Genomic DNA, 13,649 nt, shown 5'->3' with positions numbered 1-13,649 from the left:
ATGTTTTAAGTTTAAGAAATGCCTAAAACTGCACTAATATCTCACAAAGCGACAATAAATTTAATTCGACAATCATTAAAATATCGACAATATAAAATTAGAATAACTAAATACAAATATTCTATATTTCCAAACCAATAATTCACCGAATTGATAAATTGATCCCAACGTCTTTCGTCAGCCAGGCTGCAACTGTTTGCATAAACCTTGATCTGACCCACAGCAACTGCCACTGCATTTTGTGCTAAAAGTAGGCACTACGGGCCACGCGGCTACTCTTCACCTTCTCTTCAGGACACGACATGCAGGCAGAACGGTCAACGCAGCGTGCTATCACGCGGCTCTGTATTCAGTGCGGTCTTTTTCTGCTCCAGCACGGCGCGGAAAGCGCGCTGGTTGAGGAACTTTCAACCCGGCTGGGGATGGCGCTGGGGATGGACAGCGTGGAAAGCGCCATCTCTTCCAACGCCATTGTGCTGACCACGATCAAGGACGGTCAGTGCCTGACCTCCACCCGTAAAAACCAGGACCGTGGCATTAACATGCACGTTGTGACCGAAGTGCAGCATATCGTCATCCTTGCGGAGCATAAGCTTCTCGATCTCAAAGAGATTGAAAAACGGTTCAACCAAATCAAACCGTTACGTTATCCGCGCTGGCTTGTCGTGCTGATGGTCGGGCTCTCATGCGCCTGTTTCTGTAAGCTCAATAAAGGCGGCTGGGATGGCGCACTGGTCACCTTTTTCGCCAGTAGTATCGCCATGTATGTACGCCAGTTGCTGACCCATCGGCAGTTGCACCCGCAAATTAACTTCTGCATTACCGCGTTTGTCGCCACTACCGTTTCAGGCCTGCTGCTGCGCCTGCCGCAGCTCGCCAACACCCCGACGATTGCCATGGCGGCCAGCGTGCTTTTGCTGGTGCCGGGCTTTCCGTTAATCAACGCCGTCGCCGATATGTTTAAAGGGCACATTAATACCGGTCTGGCACGCTGGGCCATCGCCAGCCTGCTGACGCTGGCAACCTGTATCGGCGTGGTCATGGCTATGACTCTCTGGGGGTTACGCGGATGGGCGTGATAGATTTTCTGCTGGCACTGGCACAGGATATGATCCTGGCCGCCATTCCTGCCGTCGGCTTTGCGATGGTCTTTAACGTTCCGCAACGTGCTCTGCCGTGGTGTGCGCTGTTGGGGGCGATTGGTCACGGCTCGCGAATGGCCATGATGGCGGCGGGTTTTAATATCGAATGGTCGACATTTATGGCCTCTATGCTGGTCGGTAGCATCGGCATTCAATGGTCGCGCTGGTATCTGGCGCATCCTAAAGTCTTCACCGTCGCCGCCGTGATCCCAATGTTTCCGGGCATATCGGCGTATACGGCAATGATTTCAGCGGTGAAAATCAGCCATTTTGGCTACACCGAGCCGCAGATGATCCTTCTTCTGAGCAACTTTCTTAAAGCGTCGTCCATTGTCGGTGCGCTCTCTATCGGGCTGTCGATCCCCGGATTGTGGCTGTACCGCAAACGCCCGCGCGTTTGATATTTGTGTTATTTCGCTGCCGTGGAGATAATCTTTCTGGTCCGTTTGGTGAAAATAAGGAAAGGATGTGGCTAACCCTGGCAGCGAACACCCCGAGCACAACGAAGAGTCCAGCCTGAAAGAGAAAATTTTTCAGAGCGCTATTGCGCTGTTTGCCGAATACGGACTGAACGGCGCCCGCATGGAGCAGATCGCGGAGAAAGCGGGCACCACCAAACGCATGGTGGTTTACCATTTTAAGAATAAAGAAAATCTTTATCTGCTGGTGCTGGAACACGTTTACACCGAAATTCGCGCCAGCGAAAAAGCGCTTAGCCTGGCGGATATGCCCCCCGTCGAAGCGCTGGTCCACCTGGTTGAAACCACCTTTGACTATCATGCTGACCATCCGGATTACATCCGTATCATTTGCATGGAAAACATGCAGCGTGGCCGCTTTATGCAGCAGTCGAATTATCTGCGCCAGGTTAACCGCAGCGCGCTCGACCTGCTGGAAGAGATCCTGCGTCGCGGCAAAGAGAAACTGCTGTTCAGCCAGACGGTTGACGCCCGCGATCTCCACCGCCTGATAAGCAGCTTCAGCTTTCACTACGTCGCCAACAGCTACACCTTCACTCTGCTGTTTGAAGAGGGTGCCGACGAGCGGGCTCAGCGCCAGCACTACCGTAAAATGGCCGTTCAGGTGGCGCTGCGGTATACCTGCCCATAAAATTGCTTGCAATTAAATCGTACGCTATCTATATTCATCTCATGAACGCGAAAACGAACGACACGACCGCTGCGCTCCTGCTGGATAACCAGCTCTGCTTTGCCCTCTATTCGGCAAATCTGGCGCTTAACAAGCTGTACCGGCAGTTGCTGGCACCGCTAAACCTGACTTACCCGCAATATCTGGTGATGCTGGTGCTGTGGGAGCAGGATGACGTGACGGTATCAGACATCGGTGAACGGCTGTTCCTTGATTCCGCAACGCTGACGCCGCTGCTGAAGCGTCTGGAAAGCGCCGGGCTCATCAACCGTCACCGCTCGCGTAAAGACGAACGCCAGGTCGCTGTCACCCTGACTGATGCAGGACGTCACCTACAGCAGCAGGCCGCAGGGATCCCTCATGCGGTGGGATGCGCGGCACAGTGTGATACCGAGACCATGCTGTCACTCAAGCAGCAGCTGGAAGTTTTGCGACAACAGATTCAACGCGCGTGACGCTATACTTTACGCGTATTTATTTACCCATGTATATCGCACGCTATTTAATAGCGCACATAAAAGTAAGATGAGGAACCTGCCATGTCTTTAGAAAAAGTTGTTTATACCGCCAAAGCAAAAGCCACCGGGGGCCGTGACGGCCGCGCGACCTCTTCCGATGGCGTTCTGGATGTCAAACTGGGCGTGCCAAAAGAGATGGGCGGCATGGGGGGTGAAGTGACTAACCCTGAGCAGCTGTTTGCTGCTGGCTACTCCGCCTGCTTCCTGGGCGCAATGAAGTTTGTCGCGGCTCGCGACAAATTTGCCCTGCCTAAAGAAGCCTTTATTGAAGGCGAAGTGGGTATTGGTCCGTTGCCAACCGGTTTTGGTATCGAAGCAAAACTGAACATCCACGTTGAAGGGATGGATCCGGCGGAAGCCAAAAAACTGGTCGATGCGGCGCACATTGTTTGCCCTTACTCTAACGCGACCCGCGGCAACATCGATGTGACCCTGAATATCATCGCGTGATAAATGCCTGATGGCGCTGTGCTTATCAGGTCTATGACTGTAGCCCCGGTACGCGCAGCGCCACCGGGGAAATCCCCTCCTTCCCTTCCCCCTCTCTGTGCTACCATAAGCCCTTATCACGCCCGTCGTTATCAGTAGAGTAAGCGTTATGTCCTCCAGAATTCTGACCACCAGCATTGCTGGCATTGATGCCTTTATGCGCGACCCACGCGGTGTGTTGACTCACGCCGAAGGCGGCACGGTTGCGGTTTTTGCCGACAACGCGCCGGCGTTTTACGCAATCACGCCGGAACGTCTGGCACAGCTTCTGGAGACTGAAGCGCAATTATCCCGCCCGGTGAGCGATGTCACGCTGGATAACCAGTTGTTTGATGAACCGGTTAACGCCCCGGTGACCGTTCCGATGGGCAAATTTGCCCTGTATGCGGGCTGGCAGCCCGACGCCGATTTTCAACGGCAGGCCGCGCTGTGGGGCATTGCGTTAACCCAACCGGCCACCGCGGAAGAGCTCGCCGCCTTTACGGCCTGGTGGCAGGCAGAGGGTAAAGTTTTCACCCATATTCAGTGGCAGCAAAAGCTCGCGCGTCATCTGCAGATAACCCGCGCCAGCAATAACGGCCAGCCAAAACGCGATATCAACGCGTTTTCAGAACCGGATAAACAGATCCCCAGTGGATTCCGAGGTGCGAAATGAAGAACGTCGGTGACCTGATGAAACGTCTGCAAAAAATGATGCCAGCTAACGTGAAGCCCGCTTTCACGACGGGGGAAGAACTGCTGGCGTGGCAAAAAGAGCAAGGAAAAATCCGTGCCGCCGCGCTCGCCCGCGAAAACCGGGCGATGAAAATGCAGCGCACGTTTAACCGCTCCGGTATTCGCCCTCTGCATCAGAATTGCTCGTTTGATAACTATAAAGTTGAAACCAGCGGGCAGATGAACGCGCTCGCCGCCGCACGTCAGTACGTGGATGAATTTGACGGTAATATCGCCAGCTTCATTTTTAGCGGTAAACCGGGCACCGGGAAGAACCATCTTGCCGCAGCCATCTGTAACGAACTGCTTCTGCGCGGTAAATCGGTGCTCATTATCACCGTGGCCGATATCATGTCCGCCATGAAAGACACCTTCAGCAACCGCGAAACCAGCGAAGAACAGCTGCTTAACGATCTGAGTAATGTCGATTTACTGGTCATCGACGAGATTGGCGTTCAGACGGAATCCCGTTATGAAAAGGTCATCATCAATCAGATTGTCGATCGCCGTTCTTCCTCCAAACGCCCCACCGGCATGCTCACAAACCACAACATCGACGAGATGACCCGCTTACTGGGCGAACGCGTCATGGACCGTATGAAGCTGGGTAACAGTCTGTATGTCATCTTCGACTGGGACAGTTACCGCAGCCGCGTTACCGGCAAAGAGTATTAAGACAGTTCCAGGAATCGCCAGCGGGACACAGGTATATACTGGAACCCCTTCCGGCCCAAAACGGACCTTTTAGAGAAAGCCATTATGAAAAAACAGATCCTTATCAGCACCTTTTTAGGCGCGCTGCTGGTTACCGGCGCAGCGCAAGCGGCGTCCTGGCAGGAGTCCCTCTCAAGCGCAGCAAACGAGCTGACCAAAGAGAGCAGCAGCGCTCAGGGTGGGCTCTCCGCCTCTTCCCTCACCAGCCTGCTAAGCAACAGCTCCCAAAGCCTGAGCGCGGGCACGATGAACAACGCGGCGGGGATTCTGGAATATTGCGCGAAGCAAAAACTGGCCTCGGTGACCGACGCGCAAAACGTGAAAAACCAGGTGCTGGGTAAACTGGGTCTCGATACTCAGGAGCAAAAAGCGGATACCAGCTATATGGATGGCATTCAGGGTCTGCTTAACGCACAAAACGGTCAGCAACTTAACCTGAGCACCCTTGGCAACTCTTCTCTGGCGAAACAGGTGAAAACCAAAGCCTGCGATCTGGTGTTGAAACAAGGCGTTAATTTCATCTCCTGATTTCCCCCATTTTCTGCCACAACACGCCGCGTTTAATGCGATAGTCTTGCATCGCGGCGTGAAACGAGCGTTTTTCCAACCTGCCACCGTCTCAGCGTCCGTTTGTCAGGATGCGACCTTCTTCATAAAAACGATTTTCTAAACCAAATCCTAACAACAGCACACTTTCGTGACACTAAAATTGCAGCTAAACGACATCGCCATTACATTGTATAACCCAAAAAATAAACAGTTAGCCAGCGAAGCACCTGGCGTCATGAGGATATGCTGTTGTCAGAATTCATGTCTCTTGTCCTTTTTCTGGCTTCTGTGGGCGTTTATGCCTGGAAAGCCGGCCGTAACACCTGGTGGTTTATCGCCACACTGGTCGTACTCGGCTTTTTTATTATTTTAAACATTACCTTATACGCCAGCGATTACTTCACCGGTGACGGGATCAACGATGCGGTACTTTATACCCTGACGAACAGCCTGACGGGCGCGGGAGTGGGCAAGTACATTCTTCCGGGGCTGGGCCTGGTTGTGGCGCTGGTAACCATATTTGGCGCACTCGCCTGGGTGCTGCGCCGCCGGCGCCATCTTCCTCATCATCATGGTTACAGCCTGCTGGCGCTTTTCCTGGCGTTAGCCTCCGTCGACGCCAGCCCGGCGTTTCATCAGATCACCGAACTGGTGAAATCTCAGTCGCGTGACGGCGATCCAGACTTTGTGGCGTACTACAAAGAGCCATCGAAAACGATCGCCAACCCGAAACTCAACCTGGTCTATATCTACGGTGAAAGCCTGGAGCGCACCTACTTCGACAACACTGCGTTCCCGAACCTGACCCCGGATCTGGGGGCGCTGAAAGATGAAGGTCTCGATTTCAGCCACACCATGCAGTTGCCCGGCACGGATTACACTATCGCCGGGATGGTGGCTTCCCAGTGCGGTATCCCGCTGTTCGCACCTTTTGAAGGTAACGCTTCAGCCTCGATGTCGACGTTCTTCCCGCAGAATATTTGCCTGGGCGATATACTGAAAAATTCCGGTTACGAAAACTACTTCGTGCAGGGTGCAAACCTGCGCTTTGCCGGAAAAGATGTGTTCCTGAAATCCCACGGTTTTGATCACCTGTACGGCTCAGAAGAGTTAAAGACGACGGTTGCCGACCCGACCTACCGCAACGACTGGGGTTTCTATGACGATACCGTACTGGACGAAACCTGGAAGAAATTCGAGGCGCTTTCCCGCGCCGGGAAGCGTTTTTCCCTCTTCGCGCTGACGGTAGATACGCACCATCCGGATGGTTTCGTCTCGCGCACCTGTAAACGCAAACGCTATGACGTGGACGGCAAAAGCAACGCCTCCTTTAGCGCCGTGACCTGTAGCCAGGAGCATATCGCCGCGCTGGTCGAGAAAATCAAAGCCTCGCCGTATTTTAAAAACACCGTCATCGTCGTCTCGTCTGACCATCTGGCGATGAAAAACAGCGCCTGGGATCAGCTCAACAAGCAGGATCGCAGCAACCTGTTCTTCGTTCTGCGCGGCGACCAGCCGCAACAAGAGGTGATCGCCACCAAACGCAACTCCATGGATAACGGCGCAACCGTGCTGGACATTCTGGGTGGCGACAACTTTATTGGCCTGGGTCGCAGCACGCTGTCCGGGCAATCCCTGTCGGAAGTGTTCCTCAACATGAAGGAGAAAATCCTCGCCTGGAAGCCCGACATCATCCGGCTGTGGAACTTCCCGAAAGAGATGAAAGACTTCACCATCGATCGGGAGAAAAACACGATTGCCTTCTCTGGCAGTAACTTCCGTCTGCCGCTGCTGGTACGGGTGTCGGACAGTCGCGTTGAACCGCTACCGGAAAGTGAATATTCCGCACCGCTGCGTTTCCAGCTGGCCGATTTCGCCCCACGCGATAACTTTGTCTGGATCGACAGGTGTTACAAAATGGGTCAGCTCTGGTCACAGCCGCTGGCGCTGTCGACCGACTGGTGCGTCTCTCAGGGGCAGCTTGGCGGGGAGCAAACCGTGCAGCATGTGGACAAAGCCCAGTGGAAAGGCAAAACCGCCTTTAAAGATACGGTGATTGATACCACACGCTATCAGCACAACATCGACATGCTGAAAATCGTCGACAACGACATTCGCTATAAAGCAGACAGCTTCATCTTCAACGTGGCCGGCGCGCCTGAAGAAGTGAAGCAGTTTAGCGGCATCTCTCGTCCGGAGTCGTGGGGACGCTGGTCAAACGCGCAGTTGGGTAACGAAGTGAAAATTGAGTACACCCATCCCCTGCCGGAGCAATTTGACCTGGTGATCACAGCCAGAGCGTATGGACCTAACGCGAATAAGCCAGTGCCGGTGCGCGTGGGCGATGAGGAGCAGACGCTGACGCTTGGGAATGATGTCAGCACGCACACTCTGCATTTTGCCAACCCATCGCGCAGCAATACCCTGGTGATTGTGCCGCCAGACCCGCAGTCCACCAATGAAGGAAATATTCTTGGCCACTCACCGCGCGAGCTCGGGATTGGCATGGTCGAAATCAAAATTGTCAGCAGACAAGGTTAATGCCTGAGCACCCGGCGTCCCTGCCGGGTGCTTATAAAAATAAATAAACCTATAAATTGATTATAAATTAGATAAAAACACCATATATAAGTCATTTTTATTTATAAATATCCCGAAAAAACACCATTCTATAAAATGTGTAACTCCTAAAGTAACGACGGAGAGTGACACACTTTTATCATGCTAACCGGCTATAAGTTCGAATCCATCCGGGCACTGCGCAGTGAACATGTGATTGCCTGGGAGGTATTGTCCACGGCAAAACCCCACGTCAATCTCGAAGACTATTTTGACGCCATGCCTTCGACGCAGCGTAAACAACTTTTCTTTGCGCAGCTTCGCCATGCCATGTTTTGCGAAGAGGGCGACAAATATTATCTCAACGCGACATCAGATTTGCTGCTGGAAACGGACTTCCTCGACAGGCTAAAAGAAGCAACACCCTGTCCGGAGAGGCTTGCTATCGAAGTGACCGATCTCCATACGATGGTACAACTCGATGATACGCAAAGCCGGGTCCTGCGAAACTGCATTGCGACACTTCATCTTTGGGGAATTGAAGTGTGGGCTGATGATGTCTGTGAAGCCATTCTTCCCGAACTGCTTGCCAGCCAGATCCGCTTCTGTGGCGTCAAAATTGACAAACATACTTTCTGGAGCGGGCGCACAGAGCAGGCGAAGTTTCTGCATCTCACCCGTCAATGTAAGCGTGTCGCCAGTAAAGTCCTTATTGAAGGCATCGAAACGGCGGGCGATTTCGCACTGGCCCGGGCGAGCGCGGCCGATTACGGCCAGGGTTATCTGTGGGGTCTAAAATGACGCCTTTCATCGCAAATGCCGGCTATCAGGTTATCGTTCTGAGCAGCAACGCTTTTTTATGGCTTGGCCTGAATTCGATCCTGTCGACAGCCGTATCACCCCGTCCTGAGGCGTACTGGATTAACAACGTTAATCCACAAGGGCTTATGCGTCTGCAGACACTGCTGCTCAATACGCACGTCGGGGGAAACTGGCTGTTATTGACGGACGCGGCCCGGGTCAACGACATTAACGCCTGGCTACACAACGCGCGGGTCAGAGTGGTTGCGGACAATGTGTCTCTCGCGCAGCTAAGCCTCTGTTTTAGCGACACAAGCTTCTCTTTCGAGAATACCGCCACGCTCACCTGTCAGGAGATGCGGGTTTGCATGCTGTTCCATAAAGGATTCAGCCCGATACGTATTGCGCAAATCCTTAATAAGTCACCTAAAACGATCTACACCCACAAACGTAACGCGATGAACAAATTTTGCTGCCAGAACCTGGCGGAATTCCATCAAAAACTCTGCCTGCTGGACGCGCTCCCCTCTTCTTTGTAATTGCACTGTTATTCACGTCAGGAAATACGATCATGAGAATTATCCCTGTTGTTGTATGTTGTTCCGTTCTCCTGCTTCCTGCTGCTGCAATCGCCGCAGACAGCACCACAAGCGCGACGATGCACGTTTCACTTGAGGTGGTGAAGTCCTGCACGCTCAAAGCCAACGACCTCAATTTCTCGCGCCACGGCTCGGATGAATCAAGCGAAATTCAGGCCAAAACGCAGGTCGATATCGTCTGTACCAACGGGACGCCGTTCACGCTCTCTGCTACCAGCAACGATAGCAGCGACAACGGCACCTTCTGGCTGAAGCCAGAAAACGGTGAAACGGGCGCACAGAAGATTGCCTGGAAACTTTTTGCCGATGAGGGCAAACAGACGCAAATTACCAACACCGATGGACTCACCGACACCGGCAACGGCATGGAACAGCAAGAGACGCTGTATGGCGTGATTGACGCAGGTGCCCTGACAACCGCGCAGGCTGGCGCCTATAGCGATGATGTCACGTTGAATCTGGTGTATTGATCATGCGTCGTTTTCTCCCCTGCTTCATTCTGTGGTTCATGATGCTGGCGCTGCTGTCACGCTACGCGATGGCCGCCACGCTTCAGGTGGCCCCAGTGACGCTCGACCTCCAGAGCGGGCAAAGCGCCTCGGCGGTCTACCTCACTAACAGCGGTAAAGCGGCCATCCATGCGCAGATACGGGTTTACGAATGGACCCAGCAAAACGGTAAAGATGTATTAACGGCCACCGACGAGGTGGTCAGCAGCCCGGCGATGACCTCACTGGCGCCGGGCCAGCAGCAGCTGGTGCGCATAATCGTGATGCAGCCAGGGATCCGTGAACAGGAGCAAAGTTACCGGCTGGTCATTGATGAGCTACCGGATGCAACGTCCCGCGCGGCCAATCCCAACGCGATACACTTTCTGCTTCGCTACTCCATTCCTGTCTTCATTGCCGGAAACCAGAATATGCCCGTCAGCCGCGATGCCCTGAGCTGCGAACAGGCGGACACCCCGGGAACGATCCGCTGCTATAACGCCGGAAACAGCCATATCCGCCTGAGCCACCTGCAGGTTCTGACGGCCACCGGTCAGGTCGTCGGGTCGTTGAAAGGGCTGGCGGGCTATGTTCTGCCGGGACAGACCGCGCTTATAACGCTAAAGCACACTTCGCGCCACACGTTCAGCGCGTTGCGCGCCTATCTCAATGACGACCACCATGCCAGCCAGATACCCCTGCGCCCGCTTGCTTCTCGCGCTCCTGTTTTGGCTACCGCTGATGCTGTCAGCCCGGACTGAACCCGCCGCCGATACCCTGCAATGGCTGGCAATCACCGTGAACCACGACCCGCGCGGGGATCTGTGGGCCTGCCGGGTAGTGGGAGATGCGCTGTGGATGGACCACCGCGACCTCAAAAAACTGGGGCTTCGCGCCCCGGATAACGCCAACGAGTGGGTCGCGCTGACGTCCCTGCCGGGTCTGAAAGTCAGTCTCGATTTGCATGCTCAGCAGGTCTCCATTACCGCCGACGCAAAGGCGCTTGAGGGCCAACAGCATCTGTCTGTCGGGAGGCCGACGCCGCAGTATCGCTATCCTGAGGCGCAGCCCATTAGCGTGTTGACGCTCGGGTATGCGCTTTATGGCAGCGGCGCAGAGGGGAAACGCCAGCTTAACGCGCAAACGTCGCTCACCGCATCCGGGGCGCTTCCCGGAACGTTCAGCAGCAGCTTTTCGAGCCATGCCGGTGAGGAAAACAGCGCAGGTCGGCCCCGCCACACACGCCTTGAAACCCGCTGGCAGTGGGACAACACGGACTCGCTCACGAGTCTGGCGCTGGGCGACAACATCACCACGGGCTCCCGCTGGAGCCGACAGGTACGCTTTGGCGGGCTGCACTGGGCGCGTAATTTTGAGCTCAATCCGCAGCTCAACACCGAACCGCGTAGCTGTTACAGCGACACGGCGGTTCTGCCTTCTACGGTCGATCTGTACATCGACGGGCTTAAGCAGAGCAGCCAGCGCGTCACGCCGGGCGATTTTCTGCTGGATACCCTGCCCTCATTTACCGGAAGCGGGCAGGCCCAGGTGGTCATTACCGACATCAACGGTCAGCGTCGTACCGTACAGCTCGATCTCTACGGTGCGCCGGGGATGCTGGCGGAAGGACTCAGCAGCGGCTCGCTGGATATCGGCTGGATGCGACAAAACTACGCCCTGCGATCCAATGACTATGCCGCCTCGCCCATGCTCGACGCAGGGTGGCGCTACGGGGTGAATAACCAGCTGACGCTGGCGCTGCACACGGAGCAGCAGAGTAAACTGCGCAATGTCGGGACAGGGGTCGACTGGCTGATCTCGCCCGGGACAGGGATTATCAGCCAGCATGTCGCCATCAGCGACAGCCCCTACGGTCAGGGAAAACAGTGGGGCCTTGGCTGGCAATGGAACGGTCGCGGGACGGGGATCTCTGCCAGTACCGTTCGTACCGATGCCACATTTGCCGATAACGCCCGCATGAGCGGTACCCTCCCCGTCAGACGCAGCGATAGCGTTTGGGTCAGCCAGTCGATACCCCATTCAGGTACCTTCGGTGCGGGCTGGGTACAGCAAAACATTCAGGGCACCAAACAACGCTATCTCAACGCCTCCTGGTCCGCCTCGCTGCCGGCACACATTTCCACCACGCTGAGCTACACCCGCTCGTTTACGGATGCATCGAGCCACGTTCAGCTGATGCTCTCGATCCCGTTAGGGCGTGAGGATACCCTCTCCGTTCAGGCCAGCCGCGATATGCCGCGCATGGATTATCGCCATCAGCCGGACGATCAGGTCGGCGGCTGGTCATGGCAGCTGGGGCGAGGCTTTGGCGAGCACCGGGAAACCTATGCGGACGTGGGCTATCTGGGCCACGCAGGTGAGTGGCACGTCGGGATGGCGCAGGGCGCTAACTATGCCTCAGCCGAGGGTAGCCTGACGCTGCTGGATGGCAGCCTGCACACGCTGCACTACAGCCAACAAAGCCTGGCCCTGGTCTCCACGCACGGTGTCGGACATGTGCCGGTGATGCTGGAAAACCGCCCGGCAGGCGAAACCGACGAGAAAGGGTATCTGCTGCTGACCGACCTGCCGCGTTACCACGCCAGTAAAGTCAGCATCAATCCGCTGGATCTGCCTGCCGACGTGATTGCCCCCGTCACCGACATGCAGGCCAGACCGGGCAACGGCGGCGCGGTAAAAGTCGATTTTAACGTCCATCACGCCGTCACAGTTCAGGCCCGACTGGTGGACAGCCACCACAATCCGCTCCCGCTCGGCAGCATTGTCTCAACGCCACGCGGTGCCACCATTGTGGGGCGTGACGGTTTTATCTGGCTTGAAGACCCGCCTCTGCCGGGTGAGCTGGTGGTAAAAACTGGTGAGGGTGAGTGCCGGGTCAGACTTCCGGCCCCCCGTACTGCGTCACCCATACAGAATATTGGAGAACAACAGTGTCATTAAAAGCACCGTTCTTGTTGCTGCTTGCGGTGTCCGTGAAGGCGATGGCCGCCGCATGCTGGATAACATCACCTGCCGTCATCAACTTTGGCAATGTCGTGGCGGGCAATGCCGCGTCGACCAACACCGAAGTTAAATTTAGCTGTCAGGCTGACAACAACGGCACGACGGAATATATCAACGTCTGTCTGAGCAGTATCGACGCACCGCCCTTTCAGATGGTCTCACCGGGAGATTCGGAGGGTAAACAGTACACCCTGCTTTTCCGCCTGCTTAACGGCGACGCGCGCGCTCAGGAACTCGGTCCCGCCAGCAGCGGGGAACTCATTCAGCAGACTCTGACCGCCGACAGCAATGCCAACATCAGCGGGAGCTTTCCGCTTATCGCCACCGTCCCGGCAGGGCAAAACCAACTTCCGGCGTACCACTATTACAACTACAACATGAATCTGCGCATCGCCTGGCACAGCGCTAGCCGTCAGGATGCACTGCAAAACTGCTCGGATGGCTCTGCGGAGGGGGAGCAGGTGCAGGGCGGTACCAATGCGCAGGCCGAAATCAGCCAGGGCTGCTACATAGAACGCGTCACCCCGCTTAACTTCGGCACCCTGAACAGTACCGCCACGCTGCGCCCGACGCGTTCCACCGCAACCCTTACCACGCGCTGTCCGGCCGGCACAGCGTTTACGCTTGGCATGGGCAACGGCAACCATGCCATCGGGAATCAGCGGCAGCTGTGTAACGATGAGGGTCAGTGCCTGCGCTACGGGCTCTGGCAGGATGCGGGTGCCACGCAAAGCTGGGGCGATCTGCACAGCGGCGATGCGCTGCATGTCACCCATCCCGCTGGCGGCACCCAAAACTTCACCGTTTACGGGGAAGTCCCCGCTCAGTCCCTGAGCGGTACAGGGGAATTTATTGATGACGTGATAATCACGCTGACTTATTAAACAGACCAAAATCCTGTCT

15 protein-coding genes are annotated in these 13,649 nt (G+C 55.4%); all 15 read left to right on the top strand.

The window, feature by feature from the left end:
• Window positions 1-302: 302 nt before the first annotated feature.
• The 15 genes from L3068_RS02835 (at window position 303) to L3068_RS02765 (ending at window position 13,630) form a co-directional block, all read left to right on the top strand.
• Window positions 303-1,079, top strand: coding sequence for a threonine/serine exporter family protein (locus tag L3068_RS02835; protein ID WP_214602766.1), 777 nt, complete (start codon window positions 303-305; stop codon window positions 1,077-1,079).
• Window positions 1,070-1,543 carry a threonine/serine exporter gene (locus L3068_RS02830; RefSeq protein ID WP_014882436.1) on the top strand — a complete coding sequence of 158 codons (474 nt, stop codon included), beginning with the start codon at window positions 1,070-1,072 and terminating at the stop codon, window positions 1,541-1,543. The genes L3068_RS02835 and L3068_RS02830 overlap by 10 nt, the downstream gene beginning before the upstream one ends.
• Before the next feature lie 67 nt (window positions 1,544-1,610).
• Window positions 1,611-2,252 carry a TetR/AcrR family transcriptional regulator gene (locus L3068_RS02825; protein WP_023331963.1) on the top strand — a complete coding sequence of 214 codons (642 nt, stop codon included), beginning with the start codon at window positions 1,611-1,613 and terminating at the stop codon, window positions 2,250-2,252.
• Between the two features lie 41 nt (window positions 2,253-2,293).
• Window positions 2,294-2,746: a MarR family winged helix-turn-helix transcriptional regulator gene (locus L3068_RS02820; RefSeq protein WP_014882434.1), complete on the top strand. Its 453-nt coding sequence runs from the start codon at window positions 2,294-2,296 to the stop codon at window positions 2,744-2,746.
• Window positions 2,747-2,830: 84 nt separating this feature from the next.
• Entirely contained in the window at window positions 2,831-3,259 is a 429-nt protein-coding gene (locus L3068_RS02815; protein WP_010427173.1) for an organic hydroperoxide resistance protein, read from the top strand.
• A 148-nt stretch (window positions 3,260-3,407) separates the two neighbouring features.
• Window positions 3,408-3,953 carry a primosomal protein DnaT gene (gene dnaT, locus L3068_RS02810; protein ID WP_023338998.1) on the top strand — a complete coding sequence of 182 codons (546 nt, stop codon included), beginning with the start codon at window positions 3,408-3,410 and terminating at the stop codon, window positions 3,951-3,953.
• Entirely contained in the window at window positions 3,950-4,687 is a 738-nt protein-coding gene (gene dnaC, locus L3068_RS02805) for a replicative helicase loader DnaC (RefSeq protein ID WP_014882432.1), read from the top strand. Before dnaT ends, dnaC begins: the two co-directional genes overlap by 4 nt.
• An 84-nt stretch (window positions 4,688-4,771) precedes the next feature.
• On the top strand, window positions 4,772-5,254 hold the full coding sequence (locus L3068_RS02800) for a YjjA family protein (protein WP_117580864.1): 483 nt from the start codon (window positions 4,772-4,774) through the stop codon (window positions 5,252-5,254).
• 270 nt (window positions 5,255-5,524) lie between these two features.
• Complete coding sequence (gene opgB / locus L3068_RS02795; RefSeq protein ID WP_014882430.1) at window positions 5,525-7,816, top strand: phosphatidylglycerol--membrane-oligosaccharide glycerophosphotransferase; 2,292 nt, start codon at window positions 5,525-5,527, stop codon at window positions 7,814-7,816.
• 180 nt (window positions 7,817-7,996) lie between these two features.
• A complete protein-coding gene (locus tag L3068_RS02790; RefSeq protein WP_023331959.1) occupies window positions 7,997-8,635 on the top strand; it encodes an EAL domain-containing protein in 639 nt (212 codons plus the stop codon).
• Window positions 8,632-9,174 carry a helix-turn-helix transcriptional regulator gene (locus L3068_RS02785; RefSeq protein WP_117580862.1) on the top strand — a complete coding sequence of 181 codons (543 nt, stop codon included), beginning with the start codon at window positions 8,632-8,634 and terminating at the stop codon, window positions 9,172-9,174. The genes L3068_RS02790 and L3068_RS02785 overlap by 4 nt, the downstream gene beginning before the upstream one ends.
• Before the next feature lie 32 nt (window positions 9,175-9,206).
• Window positions 9,207-9,704: a Csu type fimbrial protein gene (locus L3068_RS02780; RefSeq protein WP_117580860.1), complete on the top strand. Its 498-nt coding sequence runs from the start codon at window positions 9,207-9,209 to the stop codon at window positions 9,702-9,704.
• A 2-nt stretch (window positions 9,705-9,706) separates the two neighbouring features.
• Entirely contained in the window at window positions 9,707-10,483 is a 777-nt protein-coding gene (locus tag L3068_RS02775; RefSeq protein ID WP_023331956.1) for a fimbrial biogenesis chaperone, read from the top strand.
• A complete protein-coding gene (locus L3068_RS02770; protein ID WP_232947900.1) occupies window positions 10,404-12,683 on the top strand; it encodes a fimbria/pilus outer membrane usher protein in 2,280 nt (759 codons plus the stop codon). Before L3068_RS02775 ends, L3068_RS02770 begins: the two co-directional genes overlap by 80 nt.
• On the top strand, window positions 12,674-13,630 hold the full coding sequence (locus tag L3068_RS02765) for a Csu type fimbrial protein (protein WP_117580857.1): 957 nt from the start codon (window positions 12,674-12,676) through the stop codon (window positions 13,628-13,630). The genes L3068_RS02770 and L3068_RS02765 overlap by 10 nt, the downstream gene beginning before the upstream one ends.
• Window positions 13,631-13,649: the final 19 nt, after the last annotated feature.

The sequence above is a fragment of the Enterobacter cloacae complex sp. ECL414 genome, assembly GCF_021869685.1.
Lineage (GTDB): Bacteria > Pseudomonadota > Gammaproteobacteria > Enterobacterales > Enterobacteriaceae > Enterobacter > Enterobacter kobei.
The sequence above is the reverse complement of the archived record's forward strand: the minus strand, read 5'-3'. Positions and strand labels throughout refer to the sequence as shown.

Bases quoted from the DNA above. Each gene is read 5' to 3' on its own strand.
- L3068_RS02835 (WP_214602766.1), top strand. From the start codon at position 303: ATGCAGGCAGAACGGTCAACGCAGCGTGCTATCACGCGGCTCTGTATT.
- L3068_RS02830 (WP_014882436.1), top strand. From the start codon at position 1,070: ATGGGCGTGATAGATTTTCTGCTGGCACTGGCACAGGATATGATCCTG.
- L3068_RS02820 (WP_014882434.1), top strand. From the start codon at position 2,294: ATGAACGCGAAAACGAACGACACGACCGCTGCGCTCCTGCTGGATAAC.
- L3068_RS02815 (WP_010427173.1), top strand. From the start codon at position 2,831: ATGTCTTTAGAAAAAGTTGTTTATACCGCCAAAGCAAAAGCCACCGGG.
- dnaT (WP_023338998.1), top strand. From the start codon at position 3,408: ATGTCCTCCAGAATTCTGACCACCAGCATTGCTGGCATTGATGCCTTT.
- dnaC (WP_014882432.1), top strand. From the start codon at position 3,950: ATGAAGAACGTCGGTGACCTGATGAAACGTCTGCAAAAAATGATGCCA.
- L3068_RS02800 (WP_117580864.1), top strand. From the start codon at position 4,772: ATGAAAAAACAGATCCTTATCAGCACCTTTTTAGGCGCGCTGCTGGTT.
- L3068_RS02790 (WP_023331959.1), top strand. From the start codon at position 7,997: ATGCTAACCGGCTATAAGTTCGAATCCATCCGGGCACTGCGCAGTGAA.
- L3068_RS02785 (WP_117580862.1), top strand. From the start codon at position 8,632: ATGACGCCTTTCATCGCAAATGCCGGCTATCAGGTTATCGTTCTGAGC.
- L3068_RS02780 (WP_117580860.1), top strand. From the start codon at position 9,207: ATGAGAATTATCCCTGTTGTTGTATGTTGTTCCGTTCTCCTGCTTCCT.
- L3068_RS02775 (WP_023331956.1), top strand. From the start codon at position 9,707: ATGCGTCGTTTTCTCCCCTGCTTCATTCTGTGGTTCATGATGCTGGCG.
- L3068_RS02770 (WP_232947900.1), top strand. From the start codon at position 10,404: ATGCCAGCCAGATACCCCTGCGCCCGCTTGCTTCTCGCGCTCCTGTTT.